Origin of the sequence: Saccharothrix ecbatanensis (assembly GCF_014205015.1) — a bacterium.
Classification (GTDB): domain Bacteria; phylum Actinomycetota; class Actinomycetes; order Mycobacteriales; family Pseudonocardiaceae; genus Actinosynnema; species Actinosynnema ecbatanense.
The window spans coordinates 9,424,929-9,451,034 of sequence record NZ_JACHMO010000001.1 but is presented as its reverse complement, the minus strand read 5'-3'; the positions used below and the strand labels follow the sequence as shown (position 1 = coordinate 9,451,034).

At 69.4% G+C, this 26,106-nt stretch carries 29 protein-coding genes; 15 read left to right on the top strand and 14 right to left on the bottom strand.

What is annotated here, in order from left to right; all coding sequences use genetic code 11:
* Positions 1-2: 2 nt before the first annotated feature.
* The 3 genes from F4560_RS42275 to zapE form a co-directional block, all read right to left on the bottom strand.
* Positions 3-1,640 (bottom strand): ABC-F family ATP-binding cassette domain-containing protein, encoded by a 1,638-nt coding sequence (locus F4560_RS42275; protein WP_184928619.1) that lies wholly within the window; start codon positions 1,638-1,640, stop codon positions 3-5.
* Between the two features lie 122 nt (positions 1,641-1,762).
* Positions 1,763-2,005, bottom strand: coding sequence for a DUF3040 domain-containing protein (locus F4560_RS42270; protein WP_184928618.1), 243 nt, complete (start codon positions 2,003-2,005; stop codon positions 1,763-1,765).
* A 68-nt stretch (positions 2,006-2,073) separates the two neighbouring features.
* Positions 2,074-3,084, bottom strand: a complete 1,011-nt coding sequence (gene zapE, locus F4560_RS42265; protein ID WP_184928617.1) for a cell division protein ZapE — start codon at positions 3,082-3,084, stop codon at positions 2,074-2,076.
* 39 nt (positions 3,085-3,123) lie between these two features.
* Between zapE and F4560_RS42260 the strand changes: the two genes are divergently transcribed.
* Together F4560_RS42260 and F4560_RS42255 are read left to right on the top strand one after the other, a co-directional pair.
* Positions 3,124-3,864, top strand: a complete 741-nt coding sequence (locus F4560_RS42260) for a pyrimidine reductase family protein (protein ID WP_184928616.1) — start codon at positions 3,124-3,126, stop codon at positions 3,862-3,864.
* Positions 3,865-3,908: 44 nt separating this feature from the next.
* Positions 3,909-4,982 carry an ATP-dependent DNA ligase gene (locus F4560_RS42255; RefSeq protein ID WP_184928615.1) on the top strand — a complete coding sequence of 358 codons (1,074 nt, stop codon included), beginning with the start codon at positions 3,909-3,911 and terminating at the stop codon, positions 4,980-4,982.
* Between the two features lie 3 nt (positions 4,983-4,985).
* Here F4560_RS42255 and F4560_RS42250 read toward each other — a convergent pair whose 3' ends face one another.
* Positions 4,986-5,423, bottom strand: a complete 438-nt coding sequence (locus F4560_RS42250; RefSeq protein ID WP_312869807.1) for an iron chaperone — start codon at positions 5,421-5,423, stop codon at positions 4,986-4,988.
* 3 nt (positions 5,424-5,426) lie between these two features.
* On the bottom strand, positions 5,427-6,338 hold the full coding sequence (locus F4560_RS42245; RefSeq protein ID WP_184929717.1) for an EamA family transporter: 912 nt from the start codon (positions 6,336-6,338) through the stop codon (positions 5,427-5,429).
* A gap of 118 nt (positions 6,339-6,456) precedes the next feature.
* Between F4560_RS42245 and F4560_RS42240 the strand changes: the two genes are divergently transcribed.
* Positions 6,457-7,974: an alpha/beta hydrolase gene (locus F4560_RS42240; RefSeq protein ID WP_246477954.1), complete on the top strand. Its 1,518-nt coding sequence runs from the start codon at positions 6,457-6,459 to the stop codon at positions 7,972-7,974.
* A 352-nt stretch (positions 7,975-8,326) separates the two neighbouring features.
* Here the strand turns inward: F4560_RS42240 and F4560_RS42235 are convergent, their stop codons facing one another.
* The 6 genes from F4560_RS42235 to ligD all read right to left on the bottom strand — a co-directional run bounded on the left by F4560_RS42235 (position 8,327) and on the right by ligD (position 14,346).
* Positions 8,327-9,007 (bottom strand): DUF6319 family protein, encoded by a 681-nt coding sequence (locus F4560_RS42235; protein WP_184928613.1) that lies wholly within the window; start codon positions 9,005-9,007, stop codon positions 8,327-8,329.
* Between the two features lie 45 nt (positions 9,008-9,052).
* Positions 9,053-9,658, bottom strand: a complete 606-nt coding sequence (locus tag F4560_RS42230; protein WP_184928612.1) for a DUF2238 domain-containing protein — start codon at positions 9,656-9,658, stop codon at positions 9,053-9,055.
* Between the two features lie 117 nt (positions 9,659-9,775).
* Complete coding sequence (locus tag F4560_RS45265; RefSeq protein ID WP_184928611.1) at positions 9,776-12,547, bottom strand: glycosyl hydrolase; 2,772 nt, start codon at positions 12,545-12,547, stop codon at positions 9,776-9,778.
* Positions 12,548-12,675: 128 nt separating this feature from the next.
* Complete coding sequence (locus tag F4560_RS42220) at positions 12,676-12,873, bottom strand: DUF8847 domain-containing protein (protein ID WP_184928610.1); 198 nt, start codon at positions 12,871-12,873, stop codon at positions 12,676-12,678.
* Positions 12,874-13,044: 171 nt separating this feature from the next.
* A complete protein-coding gene (locus F4560_RS42215) occupies positions 13,045-13,269 on the bottom strand; it encodes a hypothetical protein (protein WP_184928609.1) in 225 nt (74 codons plus the stop codon).
* A 63-nt stretch (positions 13,270-13,332) separates the two neighbouring features.
* Entirely contained in the window at positions 13,333-14,346 is a 1,014-nt protein-coding gene (gene ligD / locus F4560_RS42210; protein WP_184928608.1) for a non-homologous end-joining DNA ligase, read from the bottom strand.
* Between the two features lie 261 nt (positions 14,347-14,607).
* Between ligD and F4560_RS42205 the strand changes: the two genes are divergently transcribed.
* The 4 genes from F4560_RS42205 to F4560_RS42190 are packed head-to-tail and all read left to right on the top strand — an operon-like array spanning position 14,608 to position 17,699.
* On the top strand, positions 14,608-15,063 hold the full coding sequence (locus F4560_RS42205; protein WP_184928607.1) for a hypothetical protein: 456 nt from the start codon (positions 14,608-14,610) through the stop codon (positions 15,061-15,063).
* Between the two features lie 18 nt (positions 15,064-15,081).
* Complete coding sequence (locus F4560_RS42200; RefSeq protein ID WP_184928606.1) at positions 15,082-15,630, top strand: DUF3558 domain-containing protein; 549 nt, start codon at positions 15,082-15,084, stop codon at positions 15,628-15,630.
* 31 nt (positions 15,631-15,661) lie between these two features.
* Positions 15,662-16,960: a hypothetical protein gene (locus F4560_RS42195; protein ID WP_184928605.1), complete on the top strand. Its 1,299-nt coding sequence runs from the start codon at positions 15,662-15,664 to the stop codon at positions 16,958-16,960.
* 16 nt (positions 16,961-16,976) lie between these two features.
* A complete protein-coding gene (locus F4560_RS42190) occupies positions 16,977-17,699 on the top strand; it encodes an ESX secretion-associated protein EspG (RefSeq protein WP_184928604.1) in 723 nt (240 codons plus the stop codon).
* On the opposite strand, the gene F4560_RS42185 is transcribed toward F4560_RS42190, so the two are convergent.
* Positions 17,668-18,282, bottom strand: coding sequence for a TetR/AcrR family transcriptional regulator (locus F4560_RS42185; protein ID WP_184928603.1), 615 nt, complete (start codon positions 18,280-18,282; stop codon positions 17,668-17,670). The two genes, F4560_RS42190 and F4560_RS42185, sit on opposite strands and share 32 nt — an antisense overlap.
* Positions 18,283-18,361: 79 nt before the next feature.
* On the opposite strand from F4560_RS42185, the gene F4560_RS42180 reads away from it, so the two are divergent.
* Positions 18,362-19,513, top strand: a complete 1,152-nt coding sequence (locus F4560_RS42180) for an acyl-CoA dehydrogenase family protein (RefSeq protein ID WP_184928602.1) — start codon at positions 18,362-18,364, stop codon at positions 19,511-19,513.
* A gap of 20 nt (positions 19,514-19,533) precedes the next feature.
* Entirely contained in the window at positions 19,534-20,703 is a 1,170-nt protein-coding gene (locus F4560_RS42175; protein ID WP_184928601.1) for an acyl-CoA dehydrogenase family protein, read from the top strand.
* 71 nt (positions 20,704-20,774) lie between these two features.
* Here the strand turns inward: F4560_RS42175 and F4560_RS42170 are convergent, their stop codons facing one another.
* Positions 20,775-21,050 carry a hypothetical protein gene (locus tag F4560_RS42170; RefSeq protein WP_184928600.1) on the bottom strand — a complete coding sequence of 92 codons (276 nt, stop codon included), beginning with the start codon at positions 21,048-21,050 and terminating at the stop codon, positions 20,775-20,777.
* Between the two features lie 183 nt (positions 21,051-21,233).
* Between F4560_RS42170 and F4560_RS42165 the strand changes: the two genes are divergently transcribed.
* The gene (locus tag F4560_RS42165; protein ID WP_312869805.1) at positions 21,234-22,088 is read left to right on the top strand and encodes a helix-turn-helix domain-containing protein; all 855 of its coding nucleotides are present in this window, start codon (positions 21,234-21,236) and stop codon (positions 22,086-22,088) included.
* A 23-nt stretch (positions 22,089-22,111) separates the two neighbouring features.
* Positions 22,112-22,300 carry a DUF397 domain-containing protein gene (locus tag F4560_RS42160; protein WP_184928598.1) on the top strand — a complete coding sequence of 63 codons (189 nt, stop codon included), beginning with the start codon at positions 22,112-22,114 and terminating at the stop codon, positions 22,298-22,300.
* Positions 22,301-22,305: 5 nt separating this feature from the next.
* On the opposite strand, the gene F4560_RS42155 is transcribed toward F4560_RS42160, so the two are convergent.
* Entirely contained in the window at positions 22,306-22,950 is a 645-nt protein-coding gene (locus F4560_RS42155; protein WP_184928597.1) for a GntR family transcriptional regulator, read from the bottom strand.
* 76 nt (positions 22,951-23,026) lie between these two features.
* On the opposite strand from F4560_RS42155, the gene F4560_RS42150 reads away from it, so the two are divergent.
* The 4 genes from F4560_RS42150 (at position 23,027) to F4560_RS42135 (ending at position 26,008) form a co-directional block, all read left to right on the top strand.
* The gene (locus F4560_RS42150) at positions 23,027-23,971 is read left to right on the top strand and encodes an asparaginase (protein ID WP_184928596.1); all 945 of its coding nucleotides are present in this window, start codon (positions 23,027-23,029) and stop codon (positions 23,969-23,971) included.
* Between the two features lie 39 nt (positions 23,972-24,010).
* Positions 24,011-24,322 carry a hypothetical protein gene (locus tag F4560_RS42145; RefSeq protein WP_184928595.1) on the top strand — a complete coding sequence of 104 codons (312 nt, stop codon included), beginning with the start codon at positions 24,011-24,013 and terminating at the stop codon, positions 24,320-24,322.
* A gap of 31 nt (positions 24,323-24,353) precedes the next feature.
* Positions 24,354-24,791 (top strand): peptide-methionine (R)-S-oxide reductase MsrB, encoded by a 438-nt coding sequence (gene msrB / locus F4560_RS42140; protein ID WP_184928594.1) that lies wholly within the window; start codon positions 24,354-24,356, stop codon positions 24,789-24,791.
* Positions 24,792-25,036: 245 nt separating this feature from the next.
* Entirely contained in the window at positions 25,037-26,008 is a 972-nt protein-coding gene (locus F4560_RS42135) for a TIGR04222 domain-containing membrane protein (RefSeq protein ID WP_184928593.1), read from the top strand.
* Positions 26,009-26,106 lie beyond the last annotated feature (98 nt).

Genomic DNA, 26,106 nt, shown 5'->3' with positions numbered 1-26,106 from the left:
GACTACCGCGCCCGCTTGACCCGCGTCTCGTCCCACACCGGCTCGCTGACCTCGACCACCTCGCCGTCCGACCGGAACAGCAGGAACCGGTCGAACCCGCGGGCGAACCAGCGGTCGTGCGTGACCGCGACGACCGTCCCCGTGAAACCCTCCAGCGCGTCCTGCAACGCCTCGGCCGAGTTCAGGTCCAGGTTGTCGGTCGGCTCGTCCAGCAACAGCAGCGTCGCGCCGGACAGCTCCAGCAGCAGCACCTGGAACCGCGCCTGCTGCCCACCGGACAGCGTCTCGAACCGCTGGTCGCCCTGCTTCCCCAAGCCGTAACGGCTGAGGACGGCCATCGCCGCGCCCCGGTCGAGTCCCTTGCGGCCGTCCGAGCCGTGCCACAGGATGTCGACCAGGTCGCGGCCGATCCACTCCGGGTGCTGGTGGGTCTGCGCGAACAGACCCGGCACCACACGCGCGCCGAGGCGGCACACACCGGTGTGGGCGACGTCGCCGCCGCCGAGCAGCCGCAGGAAGTGGCTCTTGCCCGAGCCGTTCGAGCCGAGCACCGCCACCCGGTCCTCGAAGAAGATCTCCACGTCGAACGGCTTCATCAGACCGGTCAGTTCGAGGTTCTCCACGGTGATCGCGCGCACGCCCGTGCGTCCGCCGCGCAGCCGTGGCGTCACCTTCTCGTCCGTCGGCAGCTCCGGCGGCGGGCCGGCCTCCTCGAACTTCTCCAGCTTCGCCCGCATCACCCGGTACTTGGCCGCCATCACCTCGCTGATCCGGGCCTGGATCTGGAGCGTGCGGACCAGTTCCTTGAGGTGGTCGTGCTCTTCGTTCCACCGGCGGTGCAGCTCGGCCAGACGTTCGATCCGGGCGGCACGGGCGGCGTGCCAGGTGCCGAACGAGCCGGGGTGCGTCCACGCGGAGTGCGCCTCCACGGTGACCACGTGGGTGGCGGCGATGTCGAGGAGTTCACGGTCGTGGCTGACCAGCAGCACGCCTTTGCCCGTCTCGCGGAGCCGGTCCTCCAGCCACCGCTTGCCCGGCACGTCCAGGTAGTTGTCCGGCTCGTCCAGCAGCAGCACCTGTTCCGGCCCGCGCAGCAGGGCTTCGAGCACCAGGCGTTTCTGCTCGCCGCCGGAGAGCGTGCGGACCTCGCGGAACCGGGCCCGGTCGAACGGCACGCCCAGCGCGGCGACGGTCACCGTGTCCCACAGGACTTCGGCGTCGTACCCGCCGACCTCACCCCAGAGGGTGATGGCGTCGGCGTAACGCATCTGGGTGGGCTCGTCGTCGGTCTCCATGAGCTGGAGTTCGACGGCGTCCAGCGCTTCGGCGGCGGCCCGCAGCGGCGCGGGTGACGCGGCCAGCAGCAGGTCGCGGACGGTGCTCTCGTCCCGGACGGAGCCGACGAACTGCGGCATCACGCCCAGGCCGCCCTGCACGCGGACACTGCCCGCGGTGGGCACCAGCTCGTTCGAGAGGATGCGGAGGAGGGTCGTCTTGCCGACGCCGTTCGCGCCGACCAGCGCGACCACGCTGTTGGTGCCGACTTTGAACGACACGTCGCGGAACAGCTCCCGACCGTCGGGCAGTCGGAAAGCGAGGCCGTTCGCGTCCAGGAATCCCACCCGCGCATGGTCGGGCATGACGACGTCCGGTGGCCAGCGGATTTGGCCTTATCCGGAATGTGTGACCGAAGGCATGCGCGAAGGGCACGCGCGATCGCCGCGCGGCTCCGGTGGACCGGACGCGGGCGACCGAGGGCCGCTCAACGCCAGGTGTAACCGCGCATCAGCATGAGGATCGCGCCGAACCCCAACGAGGCCAGGGCCGGACCGAACGCCCCGAGGAACAGCAGCAGCACGCCCAGGACGGTGAAAATCCCCACGAGCGCGTAGCTGAGCACCGGGTGCCGCGGTTTGCCGGCGACGAGCGCCGAGGCCAGGCCCGGCTCCTCGTCCGCGAGTCTGCTCTCGATCTCACTCAGGGTGCGGCGTTCCGCTTCGCTCATCACGGCGGTGGGATACCCGGCGCCTACCCCGCAAAACCACCGCTGAACGGGGGTTTAGCGGCAAGAACTCACCGGGAGAGCGCGACGAGTCGGGACACCGCCCGGAGGTACTTCTTGCGGTAGCCGCCGCGCAGCATTTCGGCCGTGAACAGCTCCGACAGCGGCTCGCCGGACACCGCCACCGGGATGTCCCGGTCGTAGAGCCGGTCGCCGAGCGCCACCAGCCGCAGCGCGACCGCCTGATCGGGCGCGGGCCGGACGTGGCGCAAGTGCACCGCGGTGACGCCGTCCACCAGCCGGCCGTAGCTCGACGGGTGGATCCTGGCCAGCGCGTCGCACAGGTCGGCGAAGTCGTCCAGCGTGCTGCCCGGCGTGCTCTCGGACTTGGCCAGCAGCTCTTCGTCCGCCATCGGCGGCGGCGCGTCGGGCAGGCCGCGGTGGCGGTAGTCGGGCCCGTCCACCCGGACCACGGTGAACTTGGCCGACATCGACTGGATCTCGCGCAGGAAGTCGGCGGCGGCAAACCGGCCTTCGCCCAACTTGTCCGGCAGCGTGTTCGAGGTGGCCGCGACCGACACGCCCGCCGCGGTCAGCTCCTTGATCAGCCGGGTGACCAGCATGGTGTCGCCCGGGTCGTCCAGCTCGAACTCGTCGATCGCGAGCAGCTTGTGCGACGACAGCCGCTTCACCGTCTCGCCGAAGCCCAGCGCGCCGACCAGGTTGGTCAGCTCCACGAACGTGCCGTACGCCTTGGGGCCGGGCACGGCGTGCCAGATCGAGGCCAGCAGGTGGGTCTTGCCGACGCCGAACCCACCGTCCAGGTAGAGGCCGGGCTTGGCCGCGTCCTCGTCCGACCGCTTGAACAGCTGCCCCAGCCAGCCACGGCTGCCGCCCTCGGAGACCCGTTCGGCGAACTCGCGGCACGCCCGGACGGCCGCCTCTTGGCTCGGCTCGTCCGGGTTCGGCAGGTAGGTGGCGAAGCGGACGCCGTCGAAGCGCGGCGGCGGGACCATCGCGTCCACCAACTCGGCCGCGGCGACGTGCGGGATCCGGTCGGACAGGCGCGGCGGGGCGGACATGCCCGGATCGTAGTGGCGTGCTGGGATGTGGTCGTGCGGATGTTGTGGCCACCACGCGAGGGCGAGATCACGGACGGCGAGCTGGAACGGCTCTACGACTACCCCGACGGGCTCGACCGGCCCTGGGTGCAGGTGAACTTCGTGTCCAGCGTGGACGGCGCGGTGTCGGTGGCGGGCCGGTCCGAAGGGCTGGGCAACGACGCCGACCACAAGGTGTTCATGCTCGGGCGCGACCTGTGCGACGTGGTGCTCGTCGGCGCGGGCACGGCCCTGGTCGAGGGCTACCAGGGCGTCAAGGTGGGCGAGGTGCGCGCGTCACGGCGGGCGAGGCTGGGACTGGCGCCGGTGCCGCCGATCGCGGTGGTCACCGGGCGGTGCTCGATCGAGCCGACTTCACCCCTGCTGACCAGCACGTCCATGCCGCCGATCATCCTCACCACCGCCTCCGCCCCGGTCGAACGGCGAGACGCGCTGGCGGCGGCGGGTGCGGACGTGGTCGTGGCCGGTGACGAGTCGGTGGACATGAACGTGGCGTTGAAGGCGCTCGACGAACGCGGGCTGCGCCGGGTCGACTGCGAGGGCGGGCCGAAGGTGTTCGGCTCGCTGATCGACGCCGACCTGGTGGACGTGCTGTGCGTGACGTTCTCGCCGCTGCTCGCGGCCGGTGACGCCGGGCGGATCGCGGCGGGCCCGCTGCCGCCGGCGCCCCGGTCGCTGGAACTGGAGTCCGTGCTCCACCACGACAGCGCGCTGCTGCTCCGTTACCGCAGGGCCGCTTAGCGTCATCACGTGCGCCGGGACGTTCCGCCAGGCAGGATGGCCGGGTGGCGCTCCCGTTGAACCCTCCCGTGCAGCCGATGCTGGCCAACGCGGTGGACACCATCCCGACCGGCGTCGACCTCGTGTTCGAGCCGAAGTGGGACGGCTACCGCTGCCTGGTGTTCCGCGACGGTGACGAGGTGTTCCTCCAGTCCCGCAGCGGCAAGCCGCTCAACCGGTACTTCCCGGAGGCCGAGGCCGCGTTGCTGCGCACCCTGCCGCCGCGGATCGTGGTCGACGGCGAGCTGGTCGTGGCGAAGGACGACAAGCTCGACTTCGACGCGCTGTCCGAGCGCATCCACCCGGCGGCGAGCCGGGTGAAGCTGCTGTCCGAGCAGACACCGGCGAGCTTCGTGGCGTTCGACGTGCTGGCCGTGGGCGACGACGTGCTGCTGGACCAGCCGGGCACGAAGCGGCGGTCCACGCTGGAGGGCCTGATCACGCCCGGCGACGGCCTCTACCTCACCCCCGCGACCACCGACGCCGCCCTGGCGCTCCAGTGGTTCGAGCTGTTCGAGGGCGCGGGGCTGGACGGCATCATCGGCAAGCCCGCCGCCGGCGAGTACACGCCCGGCAAGCGTTCCATGATCAAGGTCAAGCACGCCCGCACCGCCGACTGCGTGGTGGCCGGGCTGCGCTGGCACAAGGACACCGAACCGGGCACGGCCGTCGGCTCGCTGCTGCTCGGCCTGCACGACGACGCCGGCATCCTGCACCACGTGGGCGTGGTCGGCTCCTTCAAGGCCGCCGAACGGCGTGCGCTCGCGCAGGAGCTGCAAGGCCTGATCACGTCCGAAGACCACCCGTGGCTGGTCGAGCCGGACGGCCGTCGGCTGCCCGGTGAGATCAACCGGTGGCGCGGCAAGCACGCCGACTGGGTGCCGTTGCGGCCGGAACGCGTGCTGGAGATCTCGTACAGCCAGACCGAGGGCGGCGCACCGGCCCGGCTGCGCCACAACGGCCAGTTCCGGCGCTGGCGCCCGGACCGCGAGCCCGAGTCGTGCCGCTACGACCAGCTCGACCAGCCCGCCCGCTACGACGTGGACTCGGTGCTGCGCGGCGAGGTCCGCCCCGCCTGAGACCTAAGACCTGGCCGCTTGGACCTTGGCCACGTAGTCGGCGACGCTGTGACGTGCGACTTCACGCCCGATCAGGTCCAGCGGCAGGTCGTCTGCCCGCTTGAACCGCACGCAGCTCTTGCCCATGTCCAGCTTCCGCCCGGTCGCCTCGAACTCGACCCGGAACTCCTGCTCACGCTCGCCGTACACGCCCATCAGGTACAGCGACAGGTAGTTCTTCTGCGACGCGAGCGACACGTACGCGAGCGGCTGGCCGTTGTACGTCTTGCCGGACACCTCCAGCGGCACCGAGTAGGTGATCATCCCCCACTGGATGCCCTCGTCGTACCCCTCGGGCAGGTTCGCCAGGATCACGTCCCGCACCGCCGACACCGTCGCGCGGCGCTCCTCCGGCAGCTCGGCCAGGTACTCCTCGACCGTCTCGGCCTTGCTCTGCACCACGGGTCACACCTCCGGTCTAGCGGTCCGGGTCGCCCCGACCGACGCCAACACCACGCAGAACACCGCGGCCCACTGCGCCGGGTGCAGCGCCTCGTGCAGCACGATCAACCCGGCCAGCGCCGCGACCGCCGGTTCCAGGCTCATCAGGATGCCGAACACCCGCGGCGGCATGCGGCGCAGCGCCTCCAGCTCCAGCGAGTACGGGATCACCGACGACAGCAGCGCCACCCCGGCGCCCACGATCAGCACGATCGGGTCCAGCAGCATGAGGCCCGCCTCGGCCACGCCGAACGGCAGCGCCAGCGCCGCGCCGAACACCATCGCCAACGCCAGGCCCTTGCCGTCGGACGTGCGGCTGCCCAGCGCCGTCGCCAGCAGGATGTACCCGGCCCAGCACACCGCCGCGGCCAGCGCGAACAGCACGCCGGGCAGTGCCAGGCCACCGTCCACCCTGGTCAGCAGCAGCACGCCGCCCGCCGCGAGCAGCGCCCACACCCCGTCCAGCCAGCGCCGCGAGCCGAACACCGCGACCGCCAGCGGCCCCAGGAACTCGATGGTCACCGCCGCGCCGAGCGGGATGTACTTGATCGACTGGTAGAAGGTCAGGTTCATGGCGCCCAGCACCAGCCCGTAACCCGCGATGACCAGGTACGTCCGCCGGTCCAGCCGCAACGACGGCCGCCAGATCAGCAGCAGCACCGCGGCCGCCAGCACGAGCCGCAGCGTGACGGTTCCCGCGGCGCCCGCCAGGGTGAACAACTGCTTGGCCACCGCCGCGCCGACCTGCACGCTGACCACGCCCAGCAGCACAAGAGCGGGCGGCGGGATCGCGCCGTACGCCTTGGCGGCGAGCGTGAACGGCCCCGGACGCGGATACGGGCGTTCGGGAATGCCTTCGACGTGTACGACGACCACCCGGCCATCCTCCCCCAGCCCGCTCACCGAAGTCTCACCTGGACTGTGTGAGGCTTTCCACCTGCCTGCCGGGAGAGAGCGAGGGACCACTGTGCCGCGTCGGCGTCACGCCGCCTTGATGTTGGCGGCCCTGAGCGCGCTGGCGGCGTGCAGCGCGGGCCCGTCGACCCGGCCGGTGATAGCCGTGCACGGTGACGGCGAGGAACCGTCGACGGCCTCCGTGCCGTCCGGGCCCCGCGAGGTGCCCCCGCTGGAGAACTACGAGGCGGACCGGCTGGCCTGGTCGAAGTGCACCGACTCCACCAACGCCCGGATGGGCGACACCGCGCCGTCGGCCGGCGGCGAGTACGAGTGCGCGCGGCTGACCGTGCGGCTGGACGCGCCGAGCCGTCCCGGTCGGGGCAGCCTGGGTCTGGCGCTGCTGCGCGTCGGCACCGGCGGCAGCCCGCTGGTGGTGGTCGGTGACGCGGACGGCGAGCCCGGCACGGTGAAGGCCGCACGGCTGGCCGCGAGCCTCCCGCCGCAGGTGCTGAGCACGTTCACGCTGATCGGCGTGGACCGGCGGGGCACCGGCGAGTCGGACGGCGTGCAGTGCGTGCCGGACGCGGCGCGGGTGGGGATCGTGGAGTCCGATCCGGATTCGCAGACGCACGAGGAGCTGTCCGAGGCCTACACGCTGGCCAGCCGGGAGTGCGTGCTCGACCTGGAGAACCGGCTGACGGCGGTGGACTCGTGGCGTGCGTCAGCGGACCTCGAGCAGCTGCGTGAGGCGCTGGGCGTGCCGCACCTGAACGGCATCGGCGTCGGCGAGGGCTCGCGGGTGCTGTCGCTGTACGCGAGCCGGTACCCGGACCGGATCGGGCGGATGGTGTTCGACGGCGCGCCCGACCCGACGCTGGACGTGCCCGGGGTGGCGGAAATGCGGGCGGTGGCGGCGGAGGAGGCGTTCTCCGCGTTCGGCAAGGACTGCGTGATCCGGGGTTGTCCGTTGGGCTCGGACGCGACGGGCCGGTTCAAGGCGTTGCTGGAGTCGTTGCGGGACGAGCCGTTGGACGGGCGCGACTTCGACGTGACGCCGGGCACGGCGACGGTGGCCGTGCTGGCGGGGTTGGCGGACCGGTCGCGGTGGCCGGCGCTGGTGGACGCCCTGGTCGCGGCGGAGGGCGGTGACGGCGCGAAGCTGAGCGCGTTCGTCGAGCCGCTGCTGGTGAACCGGGAAGAGGACCCGCCGTGGCTGGACGCGGGGATCGTCACGGGGTGCAACGACACCGCGACCCGGATCCCGCCGGAGCGGGTGGAGGGGATGGCCGCGGACTGGCGGACCAAGCACCCGTTGTTCGGCGCCTACTTCGCCCGCAAGCTCTTGACCTGCGGCCCGTTCCCGGTGCCGCAGCAGGTGAAGGTGCCGAGGCCCGCCGGGGCGCCGCCGGTGCTGGTGCTGACGACCGCCGCCGACCCGGTGACGCCGCGCGAGGGCAGCGAACGGGCCGCGCAGGCATTGCCGGCCGGGATCGTCGTGGGCTGGCAGGGCAGCGGGCACGGCGCGTTGGGGCAGTCGGCGTGCGCGATGAAGGCGGCCGAGGAGTTCCTGGTGAACGCGAAGGTGCCGACCAGCGGCACCGTCTGCCCGCCGTGAGCCCTGCCCACCGTTGAGCCCGTACTGACTTTACGGGAGCCCTGAGCCCCGGCGCGCTGGGGCGGCCGGGGCCGGGCGTTTCGTTCATCGGTGTGGCGGTCGCGGGTCTAGCAGCTGGAACAACACCCGCAACCCGGACCCGTGCAACCGGTGCAGCAACCGCAACTGCCGAGCTGTGGCTCTTCCACGGTCTCGATCTCTACCACCATCTGTGCCTCCCCGGAGTCGGACTTCCTCCTGCGACCGAAGGTATTTCGACCCCACCGTCCGCCCTACCGCTGGGCAGGGGAAGCCCCCTCACCCGATCGCGGAACGCCAATCATCAAGACGTTGCAATACGTGTTCGCCACCCTCAGCCGGACAGCTCGTCCAACGCCCGTTGCGCCTCCGCCAGCTCCGCCCGCAACTGCTCGACCCGGGCGAGATGACGTTCCCGAGCCGCGTCGATCACGCTCTCCACCGCCTCGTCCACCTCAGGCGGCAGCAACTTCGCCGCCTGCGACACCGCCGACGCGGCCACCGGCGACGCCTTCAACGTCCGCTTCGACCCCCACTGCACGTCGACCGTCCACTCGCCCTCGACGGTCGACACCAGCGTCACCGTCACCTCGGCCGGCTTCGCCTGCTTGCGCGCGGCGGGCTTGCGTTCGGCGACGGGCGCCGCTGGTGCGGGCGCCGGCTTCGGCTTCGCCGGTGGCGGCGCGGGCGTGTAGATGTGCTCGACCGGCGCGGGCTCCTCGGTCTCCTCCTTCACAGCGGCGGCGGGCGCCGGCGTGCGTCTGCGCGGCGCCGGCTTCTCCAGCGTCAGCTCGGCCGGTGAGAACGACAGCTCGTCCTTGTCACCGGTCGGCCGCACCTGGATGAAATCGCCTTCGGCCGGTTCGGTGAACGAGATCACCTTCGCCGACCGCCCGGCCTCCACCCCCACCGCGGCGGAGGTGAACCAGACCGCGGCCGGACGACCCGCGGTCAGCTCCGCGCGCAAGTAGTCGATGTCCTCCTCGGACAACGAGTTCTGCTTCGCCTTCGCCATCGGTACCTCCACGACTTGCACAAGATCCGTCGTGTGCAGCTTGCCCTACCGCACCGACAATTCCGCGAGCTGCCGGTCGTGCGGGCGCGCGAGGAGCCACTGCGCGACCACCGAACCGACGAGCGCGAGGAGCATGTCCCAGTGCGTGTCCCACACATCCCCTTGTGTGCCAAGGAAATCCGTCGCCGACTCGCCGCCGATGATCGCGCCCGCCCACTCGATGAACTCATAGCCGGCGCTGATCGCCAGACAGGTCGCGGAGACGAGGAAGAACGTCCACCGGCCCGGCCGCAGCGGCGACCGGCGCAACAGGATCTCCCGCACCAGCACCGCGGGCACGAAGCCCTGCACGAAATGTGCGAAACGGTCGTAATGGTTGCGGTCGGTCCAGGGCAGGTCGCCCAGCGGCACCTCGGCGTAGGTGTAGTGGCCGCCGAGCGCGAGCACCAGCGCGTGCCCGAAGATCAGCCAGTACGCGAGCCGGGTCAGCGGGAACCGGCGGTACGTCACCGCGAGCAGCGGCAGAGCGATGAGGATCGGCGCCACCTCCAGCAGCCAGGTGCCGTAGCTCTTGGGCCGGATGGCGGACACCGCTACCGCCACCACGACCAGTCCGGCCAGGGCGAGCGGCAGGCGAACCCTCGGTTCCATCCACCGGATCCTGCCGGCTCGCGCGCCCGCCCATAAGTCCAAACAGGACACGGGCGGCGAGGTGAGCCCTCGCCGCCCGTGCTGTTCATCCTTCGCGCCGCCGATGCGGCGGTGGGATCAGGACCCGAACTGGATCCAGTTGACGTTCACGAAGTCGGCCGGCTGGCCGCTGGTGAAGGTCAGGTAGACGTCGTGCTTGCCGGTCACGCCGGTGATGTTGGCCGGCACCGTCCGCCAGCTCTGCCAGCCGCCGGTGTTGCCGATGGCGAAGCTGCCGACCGGGGCGGCCGTGGAGCTGCCGAGCCGGACCTCCACCAGGCCGCTCACACCGCCCGCCGCGCCGCTGGCGACCCGTGCGACGAACTGCCGCCCGGTGCGGGTGCCGAAGTCGACGCCCCGGTAGAGCGTCCACTCGCCGTTGGCGATGCCCGCGATGTTCTGGCCGCCGCCGGTGTCCGTGGTCGTCTCCTTGAACACGCCCTTGTGCGTGTCGTAGGACTCGGCCTGGATGGTGCCGAACGCGTCACGGGAGACCGGCGGAGCCGTAGTTGTCGTCGTAGTGGTGGTGGTAGTCGTAGTGGTGGTCGTCGTCGTCGGGTCGGTGGGGTTCACGCCACCCGAGCCGGAGTCCACGCCGCTGCCGGCCGGACCGCGCCACGCGGTGGACGACGCCGGGACGTTCAGCGTCTGCCCGTCGGAGAACGTCACCGTGGTCGCCGTCGCACCTGGGTTGTAGGCCACGTACGTGCGGGCGCCGTTCTTGCTCAGCACGGTGTGCGTCGGCACGTTCGCGGTGACGGACGTGTCGGGCGTGCCGTAGGTGTTGAGCGACGTGATCCAGTGGTAGGCGTGCGCCCGTGAGTCACCGTCCTCCGGCGGGAGGCCGCTGCCGTAGTTCGCCAGTGCCTGCGCCGGGTCGGCGATCGCGAGGAACTGGGTGATGATGTCCTTCCACTCGACCTCGGTGCCGCCGTTGTTGGCCCGCAGCTCGTTGACGTTCTGGATGACGTCGGCCTTGTAGTCGGCGTGGTACAGCGAGCCGCCGGTGATCGGCAGCATGTTGATGCCGTGGATCTCCTCGGGGTTCGCCGTCCACCACGTGCTGTAGCTGGCGCCCGCGCCCCACACCATGCCGACCGTGCCGTGCTTGTAGGCGGCCGGGAACACGGTGTCGTCCTTGTCGAACCAGTACTGGGCGATCGTGGACTCCTGCGTGGTGTGCAGGTAGATGCCCGCGTCGCGCAGGGCGGTGTCACCGGTCGCCTGGCCGAACAGCACCGCGGCGGTGGCGAACATCATCCCCTCGGACGAGGACTCCTCGTTGTTGCCGTGCGCGAAACCGGCGTGGCCGGACGCCCAGCCGTGGCCCGCGTACGCGTCGAAGTTGCGCAGGAACGGGAAGCGGGTCTCGCCGCGGTCGTAGTTGTTGGCGTCCTTGACGAGCAGCTTGACCATGCCGCCGTAACGGGAGTCCGCCGCCCACGCCTGGTCGTGCTGGGCCAGGATCGCCGCCGCGAGCACGTAGTAGCCGTGGTGGAAGTGGTGGTCGTTCAGCTCGGCGTCGGTGCCGTACGAGGCGGGGTAGCCGGTCAGCGCGCCCCAGGTGGAGTCGTAGACGAAGTGCTTGTCCGCCTCACCCGGCGTGGCGGTGAGCCAGTCGGAGAGCCGGTCGCGGACCATGCCCAGCAGCCGGTCGCGGCCCGCCGTGTAGCCGATCTGGTTGGCGACGCGGGCGAGTGCCGCGAGACGCCACAACGCCTTGCCGGTCCAGTAGGTGTCCTTCGCGCCCTTCCACGGGTCGGCGGCGTTCAGCTCCTGGTCGATCTCGGCGCGCAGCCGGTTCTGGTCGGCTGCCGAGGACAGGGGGAGCGCCGGCAGGACGCCGTTGAACGTGCTGCGGGTGGTGAACGACGAGCCTTCGCGCAGCCGCATCTCACCGCGCGGCGAGTTGTAGCGGTAGGCGGTCATGGTGTCGGTGGAGTTGATCCACTGGTGCCGGTAGAGGGCCTGGAGCGTGCCCGTCTGGGTGCCCTGACGGGGCGTGGTCGTGGCCGTGTAGGTGGCGGTGAGCTGCGCGTTCCCCGCGTTGTACGACCAGTTGACCTTGGTGTCGGTGACGAACGAGAACGCGTAGCGCTGGAACAGGGACAGCGCGTCGCGGCTCGGCAGTGCGGCGACCGAGAAGAAGGCGGCCGACGAGGTGGCCTCGGCGGTGCCGACGACGTTCCACTGGGCCGGGGAGAACAGCGCGTAGTCACGGCCGTTGATCGTGACGCCGAGCGTGGTGCCGGTGTTGCTCCAGATCGTGGTGGCGCCGTTGAAGCCGACCCTGGCCGTGCCCCCGGAGGCCTCCGCGTAGACGTACGGCGAGCCGTGGCCGATGGTCGTGCGCAGGGTGCGCGTCCCGTCGGTCCACAGAGGACTGACCGTCCAGTCGGACCAGCCGTCGACCGCGGTGCGCGGCGCGTTCAGGCCGGAGACGCCGACGAAGAGGTCGTCCTGGTGCATGAACTCGTAGAACCGGCCGTCCGGCGTGATGCTCGGGGTGTTCGGGGAGCCGACACCGAGCCCTTGAGCCGCCGCGTGGAAGGTCAGCGGGTGGCCGTACATGTTCTCGGAGTACGGGTTGCCGGGGTAGCGCTGGAAGGCCAGCGACGACCACCAGTCGTTGGTCGGGACGGGGCGGCCGGCCATCCGGGCGGTGACCTTCGGCGTGACGGGGGCGCCGTTGTAGTCGGACGGGCCGACCGTGCCGGCCGGGCGTGTGGTGGCGTAGCTGCCCGCTCCGACCGTGACGGCGTTGGCCGTTCCGGTCAGGGCGAGCGGTATCGCCGCGGCCACGGCCAAAGCGGCGACAGCGGCCGCCAAGTGTGGGCGGATTGAACGCACAGGGACCTCCAGCAGGGACTCACGACCTTGTGAGAGCGCTCTCACGCATCGCAAACGGTAAACCGATGCCTGCCTCGTGTCTACTGTCGACTGCCTCCGACTTCGCTGAGTAGCGGTGCGGAGAGCCCTTACTCCTCGACCCGGAGCCGGTACTCGCACCCGTACTCGACGGCGTACTGGAGGTCGTAGTGGTGCACGATCTTGGGGCCGCCGTGCAGGTGGACGTGGGTGACGGTCTGCTTCGGCGCCTCGGGCGCCTTGGCGTGCGAGTCGACCCGGCCGTCGAGAGGCCCACCGACGAACCGCACCACGTACGCCTGCGTCATCGCCTTGCCTCCCTCTCCTCCGGCATCCTGTCCATGGTACGAGAGGACCAGTCCGATCGCGGCCGAACTGCGGCCTGAAACAGCCGGTTGGCGCAAACGTTCGGTAGCCGGCTGCGCCCCGCCTGCACCGTGATGGCACCGGGAAGCCCTCAGCCGATCGACGGCTCCGCCCTACACTTCCCGATCGGCGTCTCCGCCCTCCACCTCGACGTCGAACCGTTCGTCCAACCGGTCGCCCGCGATCCCGTCGCCCGCGATCCCGTCGTCGGGCCGCAACGAGCCGTCCTCCCCGAACCCCGCCGTGTCCAGCACCGCCCATATGGCGTGGGCGACGGCCGCGTAATCGCGGGCGGACACGTCGGCGGGCAGCAACACTTCGAGGCGTCGAGAAGGCATACCGTCAAGCCTGCCCGTGGACCAATGGCCCGACCATGCCCCGACCGGGCAGAGTTCGGTGGCTCACCCGTGAGCGTGGGGCTGGTTCCGCTTCCGCGACGGCTGGACGCGCATCGGTTCACCGGGCATCTTCGGGTAGTCGGGCGGGTACGGCATCTCGCCTCGCTCGTCGTTCGCGTACCAGTCCAGCAGCGTCTCGATGCCGAACGCCTCGTCGTCCAGGCCCGCGTGCGGATCCCCGTTGTCCGTCAAGTACTTCGGCACGGTGAGCACGTCGAAGTCGTCCGGGTCCACAGTGGACAGGTGGTCCCACGTCACCGGCGTCGACACGGTGGCGCGTGGAGTGCCGCGGACGGACCAGGCGGACGCGATGGTGCGGTCCCGGGCGGCCTGGTTGAAGTCGAGGAAGACCCGCTCACCGCGTTCCTCTTTCCACCACGACGTCGTCGCCTTGTCCGGCGTCCGCCGCTCCACCTCGCGGGCCAACGCGATCACGGCGTGCCGAACGTCCACGAAGTCCCACTCAGGCCGAATCCGCACGGCCACGTGGATGCCCCGCCCACCGGACGTCTTCGGGTAACCGGTGAACCCCAACTCCTCCAACACCTCACGCAGCACCATGGCGACGTCCACGGCATCCCGGAAGTCCGTGCCCGGCTGCGGGTCGAGGTCGACGCGCAACTCGTCCGGCCGATCCGCGTCAGAGCGCCGCACGGGCCACGGGTGGAAGTCGAACGTGCCCAGGTTCGCCGCCCAAGCCAGCACCGCGGGCTCGGTCGGACACACCTCGTCCGCCGGCCGCCCGGACGGAAACTTGATCCGTGCCGTCTCGACCCACTCAGGCGCCCCCTTGGGCAGCCGCTTCTGGTAAAACGCCTCCCCAGTGACGCCGTCGACGTACCGCTTCAACGTGGTCGGCCGGTCCCGCAGCACGCGGAGCAGGGGTTCGGAGACGGCAAGGTAGTACTCGACCACCTGAAGCTTGGTGATCCCGCGGTCGGGGAAGTAGACCTTGCCCGGATTCGACACCCGGACCACACGCTCGCCTACGTTCAGTTCCACAGCTTGGGCCGCCACGCGGGCGAGCGTAACAACGGCGGACGTGCTGGGCAGGCCAAACCCGCCGTGGTGGTGATCAGCACAGGAATCTGATGTATCCAGTCTTCAGATCAGCCGCCGGACCAGCGATTTCCCACCTCTCCACCGCTGCCTCCAGACCGTGTCGCCCCGACACTCCTTAGCCCGTTCGCGTGTACGCGGATGATCTCGCCCCCTCCGGTACGGCGCTTCGATACAGTTCCCGACTGACCACGGAGCGCAATCGGGGAGGTTTGTGCTGTGACCGGCGACAACGGGGGGCTGACGGGAGACGTCGGCCAGTACGCCTTAGGGCAGTACCGCCAGCAGGGCGGTGGCGGGCTGGCGAGCCTGTTCACCATGGGCATGAGCGACGTGATCGCCGCCACCAAGGCCCTGTCTGCGGCAAGTGAGGCGCAGGCACTCTCAGTCGACCCGCAGGCTGTCGACACGATGCTGAAGAAGCTCACCGAGATGCAGGACGCGCTCGACAAGATCCAACGGCGGTCCGAACGTTTGAACATGAGGACTCCACTGGGCGGCGGCTACGCCGAGGAGATCGGTGCTGTCAACGCCCAACTCGGCAATCAGGTCACCGTAGAGATCATTCCGGATATGGTGAAGGCAATCACGGAACTCAAGGTGCAGATCGAGAAGAGCCGGGCTTCGTACCAGAACATCGATGAAGCCAAGGCTCAGACGTTCCACAACCTCTGACGGGATGACACACCTGCGATGAATCGCGCACTCACTCGAATCCCGGTGGTCTCGTTCGCCGGTGTCGCCTTGTTGGCGACTGCTTGCTCCAGCCCTCAAACGGGCAACCCGTCGCCAGACCCTCGCACCGAGACCACCAGCACAACCACCAGCGCTGCGGCAGCCAAGGACCCACTAGCCGCCCTCAAGCCTTGTGACCTGCTCACCGCAGCCGAGATCGGCAGTCTTGGCCTAACGGCCCCCGGGAGTCCCGAAAAGCTCGGCGGCAAGGAACTCTGCGAATGGAAGATCAGCGGCAATGGCGGCCTTTCGGCGGGAGCTGAAAAGGGAGTCGCGGACCTCAACCTGGACAAGGCCGCCAGTTCCTCGATCGATGTGGGCAAGTACGAAGCCGTGCTGGTGAAGGCCCCGAATGGGGCCGCCTCTCTGTGCACAGTGGCGATCGAAGTCACCGATTCGTCGAGCTTGGTGGTGATCGCCAACCTCACGGCCAGTTCTACCGACACGGCTGCTGCCTGCGAACGGGCGACTAAGGCTGCCGAGTTGATCGCGCCCAAGCTTCCCTGACTGCTGTTCGACCGTCCCGAGGGGGGATGACATGACTCGCGAAAAGCCTCAGGCGCCCGAACCGACCGCCAACTACCCGGCGCACCCGCACGAGGAGATGAAGCGGCAGGTCGAGGACAAGTTCGATCCCGGTCTCGCGGGCGAGATCGCCGACGAGTGGAAGACCATCGGGTCTACGTTGACCGATCTGGCGGTCGACTTCCAGGTCATCGTCAACGGCTCACAAGCCGCCTGGACGGGTAGCGCGGCGGAGGGGGCTCGGGCTGCGCTGGCCAAGGTGGGCAAGTTCAGTGACATGACCGGCGATCACTTCACGGCTACCGGCACCGCTCTGCACTCGCAGACGACGGCCGCCTCCGAGGCGAAGGCGCGGATGCCGGAACCCGTCGCCTACGACCCGAAGAAGATGTTCACCGACGCCATCAGCAGCGGGAACATCGTGCAGTTGGCGGCACTGCCCATGGCGATGCCCATGCAGAAGGCGAAGTCGGACGGCGCCAAGGCGGAAGCCATCCAGGTGATGCAGTCCCGCGACGACTCGATGCGCTCGGCGACCACCTCGATGCCCGCCTTCGCCGAGATGCCGACCGTCACCCAGGAACAGGGCGTCGCCACCAGCAACACCCAAACCTCATCCGTCAACACGCACACGGTCGAACCGAGCAGCAGGGTCGGCGCCAACACCCAAGGCACAGGCACCACCGGGACGACAGGCGGCACGACGAACACCTCCTGGACCGCACCGCCCACCGTCGCACCGCCGCCACCCGTCACCCCGCCGGTCAACCTGCCGCCCTCCGGCCCACCGGCACCACCCGTCACCCCACCTTGGGCGATGCCTCCCGGCACGAGGCCACCGACCAACATGCCGGGCAGGGTTCCGACCCCGCCAGGCCGCCACCTCCCGCCGCCCAACACCCGCCCACCCGGCATGCCCGGACGCGGGCCGAACGGACTGAACGGGCCGAACGGACCAGGTGGACCGGGCGGACGGTCCGGAATGCCCGGCGGTATGCCGAACGGACCCGGTGGCAGCGCAGGACGGCCAGGCTTCGGACCGATGGGCCAGATGGGCCAGGTAGGCCAGATGGGTCCAGGCAGCCAAAGCGGCTTCGGGCCGAACGGCACACCGAACCAGAACCACGCAGGCGCACCGGGCCAAAGCGGACGTGGCGCGGGAGCAAACCCAGCCATGGGCGGCGCAGGAGCAGGCGCAGGTGGTCAAGGACAAGGCGCCGAGGACCAGGAGCACAAGGCCAAGTACCTCATCCCCACCGATGAGTACTTCGACGACAACCGCCTCGTCTCCCCACCCACCATTGGCGAATAAGAGCGAACAACACCGCATGAGCACCATCGCGAGGCTGTCCCTGCCCGCCTTCGAAGTCCTCTGGGAGGACCTGCGGGCCGGGGCAGCCATCCCCTACCCCTTCGACATCACCCAACACGGCACGACGTTGGACGAGCGCGCCCGCGTCCGCAACGACGTCCACGCCGACCTCGAACGCCGAGGCCTGGCCAGACGCGGCCGTCCCGAACCGGAACTCGAAGACGCCCTCCGCCTCCTCGCCACCCCGGACACGTCGATCACCGTCATGGGCATGCTGGACGTAGCCAGAGAAGACCTGGTCCGCGCCCTGGTAGCCGCCCGAGGCCGGTACGTCGTCCTGGCCGTCCAAGGAACGGAAGGCGTCCAGCTCGACCTCATCAAAGAAGCCGGCCTCGCCCAAGCCGCAGTACGCGTCCTGCCCCCACGACCACCCGGTCCAGGCCGCCCGGTGACCGTCCCCGCAGCAGCACTACAGGCACAGACGAACCAAAGCGGCATCCGGCAGAACGTGCGCACAGCCGGCAACGACGACGTCCGGGCACTGAGGGAAATGCTGTCCGGCCCCATCACCGGCACCGGCCACTTCACCGCCCACCCCCACGGAACGGCCGTCACCTGGATCGACACCCCACGCGGCCGGTACGCCAGCATGGGCACCGACTGGCTCACGGTCGCACCCGCCGACCACACCGGCCTGGTGCGCAGGATCAGCCAGGCACTCGCGCCTCAAGCCCGGTGACGAACGCGGTCAGCGCCAGCTCGAAGCTGTCGTGATCGAGTTCCCGAGCCACCGCGGGCAGCAAGTGCGCCTTGTCCAGGTTCGGGTACCGGTCCTGGTAGAACGTCTGGTCCTCTGAGAACCCGCTGGAGAACGAGCTCAACGCCGCCCCGAACACCAGGTACATCAACGACGCCGCGATCATGGTCGCCTCCCGCCGCGACCACCCGGCCGACACCAAACCACCGTGCACGACGTCCAGCCGGCGCAGCGACGCCTCCCGGTGCGCAGGCCCGTAAGCCAGGAACGGCACGATGTTCGGGTGCGCGGCCAACGCCGCCCGGTACGAGCGCGCACAGCTCAGCAGACCCTGCCGCCAGTCCCCGCCCTCGAACCCGGACACGTCGACCTTCTCCAGGATCCCGGCCGCCACGTCGTGCAGCAGGTCGTCCTTCGTGCTCACGTGCCCGTACAGCGACGCGGCCTGAACGCCCAGCTCAGAGGCCAGTTTGCGCATGGACAGGCCGTCCAGCCCATCCCGGTCGATGATGTGCAGTGCGGCGGTCCGGATGCGCGAGGCACTCAGGATCGGGCTCCTCGGCATTTGTCCGCTCCCCTTGCCTGTGGTCGATTCCGCGCCTAGGTTAGATAACCTAACACCGTTCGGTAAGGAGGTCACCCCGGTGGATCTGCGCATCCCGGACGAACACCGGCAACTCAAGGACCTGGCGCACCGGTTCACCGAGGAGCAGATCGTCCCCCACGCCACCCGCTGGGACCGCGACGAGGCCATCGATCGTGACCTTGTGCCCGCGCTCGGCGAGGTCGGTTTCCTCGGTCTGGGCATCCCCGAGGAGTACGGCGGCAGCGGCGGCGACAGCCTGGCGTACTGCCTCGTGCTCGAAGAGATAGCCCGCGGCGACTCGGCGGTGCGCGGCATCATCTCCGTCTCCCTGGGCCTGGTCGGGAAAACCATCTACAAACACGGCACCGAGCAGCAGAAACAACGGTGGCTCCCCGGACTGTGCTCGGGCAGCCAACTAGGCTGTTTCGGCCTGACGGAACCCGGTACCGGCTCCGACGCCGCCTCCCTCGCCACCAAGGCGGTCCGCGACGGCGACGACTGGCTGATCACCGGCCGGAAGGTCTTCATCACCAACGGCACCTGGGCCGACGTGGCGTTGATCTTCGCCCGCACCGGCGGCCCCGGCCCGAAGGGCATCACCGCGTTCCTCGTGCCGACCGGCTCCCCGGGCTTCCACGCCACCGAGATCCACGGCAAGCTCGGCATGCGCGGCCAGGCCACCGCCGAACTGACCCTCGACCAGGTCCGAGTCGGGGACGACAGCCGCATCGGCGACGAAGGCACGGGCTTCAAGCTGGCCATGGCCGCCCTGGACCGGGGCCGGATGTCCGTCGCCGCCGGTTGCGTCGGAGCCGCCCGTGGCGCGCTGGAGGCAAGCCTCAAGTACGCCAAGGAACGCGAGCAGTTCGGCAAGCCCATCGCCGGTTTCCAACTCGTGCAGGAACTCTTGGCCGACATGGCCGTGGAAACGGACGCCGCGAGGCTGCTCACGTGGCGGTGCGCGGACCTCGCCGACCGGGGCGAACCGTTCAGCACCGAGGCGTCCATGGCGAAGCTCTACGCCAGCGAAGCCGCCGTCCGGGTGGCGAACAACGCCATCCAGGTCTTCGGCGGGTACGGGTACATCGACGAGTACCCGGTGGGCAAGTACCTGCGGGACACCAGGGTCACGACGCTCTACGAGGGCACCAGCCAGATCCAGAAGTTGCTCATCGGCCGGGCGCTGACCGGCATCAACGCGTTCATGTAGACGGGTAGAGGGAGGACGGCATGGACTTCACGCTCGACGAGGAGCAGAAGGAGATCCGCGACTGGGTGCGGACCTTCGTGCGCAAGGAGATCGCCCCGCTCGAACCGGAGGTGCTGCGCCGTGAACGCCTGGGCGAGCCCGGCCTGACCCGTGACGAGCTGAAAGAGCTCCAGGACAAGGCGAAGGCGGCCGGCTTCTTCGGCATGCTCACGCCGACGGAGTACGGCGGCATGGGCCTGGGCGCGCTCATGACGGCCCTCGTGGAGGCCGAACTCGGCCGCTCGTTCGTCCCGTTCCGCTTTGGCGGCTACGCGGACAACATCCTGTTCCACGGCAACGAGGAGCAGAAGCAGCGCTACCTGATGCCGACGATCTCCGGTGAACGCGTGTCGTGCTTCGCGATCACCGAGCCCGGCGCCGGGTCGGATGCCAAGGCCATCCGCACGTCCGCCCGCAAGGAGGGCGGCGACTGGGTGATCAACGGCGAGAAGACGTTCATCACGCAGGGCAACGAAGCGGACTTCGCGATGGTGTTCGCGGTGACCGACAAGGAGAAGGGCGCCGACGGCGGCGTCACGTGCTTCCTCGTCGACCGGGACATGGGCTGGAAGTCCGAGCCCATCCCGACCATGGGCCAGTGGGGTCCGGCCGCGCTCGTGTTCGACAACGTCCGGGTGCCCGAGGAGAACATCCTCGGCGAGGTGGGCAAGGGCTTCCACCTGGCCATGCAGTGGATCGGCCAGGGCCGCTACCTGCTCCCGGCGCGCGCGATCGGCTCGTGCGAGCGACTGGTGGAGATGGCCATCGAGCAGGCCAACAACCGGGTCACGTTCGGCCAGCCGATCGCCGAGTACCAGGCCATCCAGTGGATGATCGCGGACTCGGCGACGGAGATCGAGGCACTGCGCTGGCTCGTCCTCCACGCCGCGTGGCTGGTCGACCAGAAGGCCGATTCACGGCAGGCGCAGTCGATGGCGAAGCTCTACGGCGGCATCAAGGCCAACGAGATCGTGGACCGGGTGCTCCAGATCCACGGCGGCATGGGCTACACCCGCGAACTGCCGATCGAACGCTGGTACCGCGAACTCCGGCTGCTGCGCATCTACGAGGGCACGGACGAGATCCAGCGCCGCACCATCGCCCGGAACCTCCTCAAGGGACACTCCAAGGTCACCGGAACGCTTGGCTGACAACACTTTCCGTCGGCCGGAGGGCTGGCCGCCATCAGCCCTCCGGTCCACCACGTCATCAACCTGGCACGTCAACCCAGCCAGACCACGTGCGCTTGTCGCGTCCCGGACGACCGTGAGCTGATCTCGAACAAACTCCGGGCGCTCTCCGCGCTCTTGGAGCTGAGCCGGAAACCGCCCTCCACGCCATCGACCTCGGCCCGGTCGGCGTAGGCGAGGCCGTAGCCCGCGACGCGCGCGTCCTCCGCCTCGCCATACTCCTCCACGATCGCGAACAGCCTCGGCGCCTCGCTGACCGCCAACTGGTGCATAAGGCCGACGAACTCTTCCTTGGTCCACGGTTGCACGCGCGTTCCCCTTCCGTTGTAGGTGCCGCCTTCGTTGCGACCACGCAACGTGACCGATCCGCTACGGTGACCGCACATAAGATGTCCCAGACTCGCCCGCGAAACGCAAAATATGCATAGCTCTACCTTGCATTTGCCATGCAGCGTTCGGCGGACGCACGTGTACGGAAGGACCGGAACACCGTGGCCACGAAGAAGAGCGCGCCGACCATCCGACTGCGCAGGTTGGCCGGTCAGCTCAGAAGGCTTCGTGACGGGACGGGGCTGCGCCGGGAGGACGTCGAGGAGCGCACCGGCATCAACGCCACCACCCTCTACCGCATCGAGACCGCCCGGACGCGCCCGCAGTACCGCACGTTGGCCGCTCTGCTGAAGCTGTACGTGGTTCCGTCCGACGAGCAGGAACGCCTGAAGTCGCTGTACAAGCAGTCCGCCAACCAGGGCTGGATCCAACCGTGGCACGAGGACCTACGCGAGGAGTACACCGCCTACATCAGCTTCGAGGCAGGCGCATACGGCGTCCGCAACTACTCGGGACAGTTCGTCCCCGGCTTGCTCCAGACCGAGGACTACGCCCGTGCCGTGATCCGTGGCGTCCTGCACGAAGCCACCGACGAACAGGTCGAAGACCGCGTTCGCACCCGGATCGAGCGACAGGCCCTGCTGTCCAACGAGAAGCCGCTCAAGCTCTGGGTGATCATCGACGAAGCGGCACTGCGCCGCAAGGTCGGTGGAAGGCACGTCATGCGGACGCAACTCAAGCACTTGGTCGAAGCGGCCAAAGTTCCGCACGTGACGATCCAGGTCATCCCGTTCAGCTCGGGCGCGCACCCCGGGATGCCGGGCGAGTTCATCGTCATGGACTTCGAGGACCCGTTGGACACCGACCTGATCCACGTCGACGGCCAGGCAGGTGAGATATTCTTGGAGTCGGACGTCGACATCAAGCACTTCCGGGCTGAGTTCGATCACCTGGTGGCGGTGGCCAAGAGCCCTGACGACTCGGTGGCTCTGATCACCGAGATTGCCGCTGGCTAGGAAAAACGGAGGTTGGGGCGACTGTGAAGCATGGGGATCTGTCGGATGCGGCGTGGCGCAAGAGCAGCTTCAGCGGGGAAGGTCCGTCCTGCGTGGAGATCGCGCCGGTGGGCGATGGCGTCGCCGCGCGTGACTCCAAGAACCTGACCGGACCGACGCTGTCGTTCACGATCGAGCAGTGGCGGAAGTTCCTCGCCGGACTCGACCAGTAGGTCGGTCAGCCCAGGCTGGTGAGCATCTGGGCGCAGACGCGGGCGAGGTGCTTGCGCATCACGTCCGAAGCGCGGGGCGGGTCGCCGGCCGCGATAGCCGTCACCAGGGCGTCGTGATCGTCCAACGACGCCTGCTGGTGCGGCGGGTCGTCCCGCAAACCACTGCGCAGCAACACCACCCGCTGCTGCACCAACCGCACCTGCTCTGCGATCCGAGGGCTGCGCGCGGCGTCCAACAACGCCTGGTGGAACGCCAAGTCCAGCCGGTACGGGAAGCGCTCTCCCGCTGAGTACGCCCGCCGCGACTCCTCGCAGACCGCACGCAGCCGCACCACGTCCGCGTCCGAACGCCGTGAAGCCGCCAGCTCGGCCGCCGCGCATTCCAGCGCCGTCCGCAGCTCGAACAGGGCCTGCACGTCGGCTGCGTCGGCCTCCGGCACGGATGCGCCCCGGTGCGGCGCGAGCACGAGCAGCCCTTCGGACGCCAGGTGTCGGATCGCCTCACGCAGCGGTCCGCGCGAGATGCCGAGCCGTTGGGCCAGCTCGACCTCGTTCACGCGCGCGCCCGGCGGGATGTCGCCCGTCAGCACCAGCTCGCGGAGCACGTCCACGGTCTGACCGGCCAAGCTCATGTGCAGCGGAGGTGTCACGAACGTCTCCCTAGCGCCAGGCAACCCCCGCCATGTTAACTGTCGACAGTTGGCAGGACATCGAGGAGGGGTCGGCATGGCACACGAACTGGTCGCCGAGGTGTGGCGAGGCGAGTTCCTGGAGTCCGTGCACCACGGCTCGGTGATCGTCCTGGACGCGGCGGGCCGTGAGGTGTTCTCCGTCGGCCGGCCGCACGACACCACGTACCCGCGCTCCTCGAACAAGCCGATCCAGACGCTGGCCATGCTCCGCCACGGCCTTGACCTCGACGGCGAGCTGCTGGCCCTGGCCTGCGCCAGCCACTCCGGTGAGGACTTCCACATCGAGGGCGTCCACCGGATCCTCGAACGGCACGGCCTGGACGAGTCCGCCCTCCAGTGCACGCCCGACCTGCCGATCGGCGAAGACGCCCTCAGGGCGCACCTCGCGGCCGGTCGGACCAAGGCCCCGAAGTACATGAACTGCTCGGGCAAGCACGCCGCCATGCTCGCCACCTGCGTCGTCAACGACTGGTCGACGCGCGACTACCTCGACCCGGCCCACCCCCTCCAGCGCGCCGTCCGCGACACGTTGGAGGAACTGGCCGGTGAACGCATCGGCGCCGAGGGCGTGGACGGCTGCGGCGCGCCGTTGTTCGGGATCAGCCTCACCGGCCTGGCCAGGGCTTTCGGGACGTTGGCGGGTGCGTCGGAAGGCCCTGAGCAGCGGATCGCGCAGGCGATGAACCGCCACCCGGAGTGGGTCGGCGGCACGAACCGCGACGTCACGAAGTTGATGCGGGCGATCCCTGGCGCGGTGGCCAAGGACGGCGCGGAGGGCGTTTACGCGATCGGTCTGCCCACCGGTGAGGCCGTGGCGTGCAAGATCGCGGACGGGTCCAGCAGGGCACGGGCCGTGGTGCTGGTGGCCGCGCTGCGTCGGCTCGGCGTTCGGGCGCCGGACGAGCTGGCCACGTTCCCCGTGCTCGGTCACGGCCGTGCGGTGGGTGCGATCAAGCCCTCCCCCGCTCTCGTCGGTTAGGCCCTGCCCCGCGGTTGAAACGCCCATTACGCTGAGGTCATGGCCAGCGCCACCGCCGACGGACCGGACGAGCGCCCACTGGGCGACCTCGACGACGAGCTGATCGGCCTCGACCCAGACGACCCCGAGACCAAGGCGTTCGCCGAACACCTCAACCGGATGAAGCGACAGCCCCCGAACCTCACCATCGAGGGGTCGCTGGCGGGCGTCGAGCAGTTCGCGGACTCGGCGAACCGGGCGGGCGGTCTGCGCAGGCAGCTCGCGGTGGTCGTGGTCGGCCTGATCCTGCTGGGTGTCGCGGTCAGCGTCTGGTACTACCTGGGCGACCTGATCACGGTCTTCTTCGGCTGAGTCTTCGGCTGAGTCGGACTAACCTGGAGCCATGGAACCTGTCGTCGGCGCCACCCCGAAGGTGGTCCACTCCGAGCTGGAGTGGCGGGAGATCCTGAAGCCCAAGGAGTACGCGGTGCTGCGCGAGGCGGGCACCGAACCGGCGTTCGTCGGCGAGTACACGGACACCAAGTCCGAGGGCGTCTACAGCTGCCGTGCGTGCGGGGCCGAGCTGTTCCGCAGCGACGCGAAATTCGACTCGCACTGCGGTTGGCCGTCGTTCTTCTCGCCGGCGGACGCGGACACGGTGATCCTTCGCGAGGACCGGGCCATGGGCATGGTCCGGACAGAAGTGTTGTGCGCCACATGCCACAGCCACCTCGGGCACGTTTTCGAGGGTGAGGGCTATGCGACGCCAACGGACCAGCGGTACTGCATCAACTCGATCAGCTTGCGTCTGGTCGAAAGCCCGGCCGGTCAAGCAGACTGAGGGCGCTACTCCGAATGATGTCGAGATCCACACCAGGAGGAATCATGCGCATCTTCAAGGGCACTGACGGTGAAGGTTCGGGCGGCGTGGACGGCGCTTCGTCATCCTGACGTTCGCTTGACGCCACCGGGTCGTGAACCCTAAGGCTTGCTAAAGCCCTCTTGCTGGGGTGTGGCCTGGCGCACACGATTGCCTCCTGAGCTGGTGGACCTGCTGGTTCCACCGAGGCCCACAGGGGGTGGACCGTGGAGCGACCGTGGGGGCTTTCGGGCCCGGAGTTCCTGGATCTGTACTGGATCGCGCTGGCGGTGACGCTGGGGTTCGCGATCTTCGTCCGAGTGCGCCTGCGAGGGGCACGGGGAGTCGTCCCCGCAGGCGTGCTCGGCCTGTTTGACATCGCTTACCTGACCGGCGGGCCACGACGGGTGGCCGAGACGTCGGTGGCCGGGCTCATCGCGGCGGGCACGCTGGCGCCCGCGCGCAATGGGGCCGTGCGGATCGCCGGTTCTGCTGGTTCCGCTGGTTCCGCCGTTGCCAGTCACCCGGTTGACAAGGCCGTTCTCGCCGACGCGACCCGTTACAAGCACCGGACGTTGACGCTGCTCATCACGTCGGTGTCGGGTCACGACGCGACTCTCGACGTCGGCCGTCGACTGTCCTCAATGGACTACCTGGTCGCGCAGGACGTGGTGAAGTCGCGGTTGCGGGTGGGTGTCGTGCCGATGGCGCTGTTGTTCGTCGTCGGTGTGGTGCGGTGGGTGAACGGGCTGTCGATCGGTGCGCCCGTGGGGTGGTTGACGTTGCAGCTCGTGCTGACCGGGGTGCTGGTCGCGCTGTTGGTGAAGGTGGCGCCTTCGACGCTCACCGCTTCGGGTCGTGAGGCGGTGGCGAAAGCCCGCGCGGGCGGGGTGACCGGGGGGTCGGGAGCAACCGGTTCGGTGAACGCCGCCGAGCTGGTTGCTCTCGACGGGTTCAACGCGCACCCGGACGTCTCGCTGCGTGCCGCTGCCCGTACCGCGCCGCTTCCGCGTTCCGGTGTCCGCGCGGGTTCTCGTCGTCGTGCGGCTTCGGGTGGTGCTTACGCGGGTGGGACGTATTCCGCTACGGGCGGTGGGTGCGGCAGCAGTGCGAGCACATGCAGCAGCAGCAGTAGTAGTAGTGGCAGCAGTTGCGGTGGCGGCGGCGGGGGCTGCGGTGGCGGCGGCGGCGGAAGCTGACGCGGCGGCGGAAGCTGACCGGTGCTCATCGTCCCCACCGGCTCCCTTCCGCTCCTTACGACTCCTTACGGCTTGGCCGATCCTTACGGCTTGGCCGA

Bases quoted from the DNA above. Each gene is read 5' to 3' on its own strand.
- F4560_RS42275 (WP_184928619.1), bottom strand. From the start codon at position 1,640: ATGCCCGACCATGCGCGGGTGGGATTCCTGGACGCGAACGGCCTCGCT.
- F4560_RS42270 (WP_184928618.1), bottom strand. From the start codon at position 2,005: ATGAGCGAAGCGGAACGCCGCACCCTGAGTGAGATCGAGAGCAGACTC.
- zapE (WP_184928617.1), bottom strand. From the start codon at position 3,084: ATGTCCGCCCCGCCGCGCCTGTCCGACCGGATCCCGCACGTCGCCGCG.
- F4560_RS42260 (WP_184928616.1), top strand. From the start codon at position 3,124: ATGTTGTGGCCACCACGCGAGGGCGAGATCACGGACGGCGAGCTGGAA.
- F4560_RS42240 (WP_246477954.1), top strand. From the start codon at position 6,457: ATGTTGGCGGCCCTGAGCGCGCTGGCGGCGTGCAGCGCGGGCCCGTCG.
- F4560_RS42235 (WP_184928613.1), bottom strand. From the start codon at position 9,007: ATGGCGAAGGCGAAGCAGAACTCGTTGTCCGAGGAGGACATCGACTAC.
- F4560_RS42230 (WP_184928612.1), bottom strand. From the start codon at position 9,658: ATGGAACCGAGGGTTCGCCTGCCGCTCGCCCTGGCCGGACTGGTCGTG.
- F4560_RS42220 (WP_184928610.1), bottom strand. From the start codon at position 12,873: ATGACGCAGGCGTACGTGGTGCGGTTCGTCGGTGGGCCTCTCGACGGC.
- F4560_RS42215 (WP_184928609.1), bottom strand. From the start codon at position 13,269: ATGCCTTCTCGACGCCTCGAAGTGTTGCTGCCCGCCGACGTGTCCGCC.
- F4560_RS42200 (WP_184928606.1), top strand. From the start codon at position 15,082: ATGAATCGCGCACTCACTCGAATCCCGGTGGTCTCGTTCGCCGGTGTC.
- F4560_RS42195 (WP_184928605.1), top strand. From the start codon at position 15,662: ATGACTCGCGAAAAGCCTCAGGCGCCCGAACCGACCGCCAACTACCCG.
- F4560_RS42190 (WP_184928604.1), top strand. From the start codon at position 16,977: ATGAGCACCATCGCGAGGCTGTCCCTGCCCGCCTTCGAAGTCCTCTGG.
- F4560_RS42185 (WP_184928603.1), bottom strand. From the start codon at position 18,282: ATGCCGAGGAGCCCGATCCTGAGTGCCTCGCGCATCCGGACCGCCGCA.
- F4560_RS42175 (WP_184928601.1), top strand. From the start codon at position 19,534: ATGGACTTCACGCTCGACGAGGAGCAGAAGGAGATCCGCGACTGGGTG.
- F4560_RS42150 (WP_184928596.1), top strand. From the start codon at position 23,027: ATGGCACACGAACTGGTCGCCGAGGTGTGGCGAGGCGAGTTCCTGGAG.
- F4560_RS42145 (WP_184928595.1), top strand. From the start codon at position 24,011: ATGGCCAGCGCCACCGCCGACGGACCGGACGAGCGCCCACTGGGCGAC.
- msrB (WP_184928594.1), top strand. From the start codon at position 24,354: ATGGAACCTGTCGTCGGCGCCACCCCGAAGGTGGTCCACTCCGAGCTG.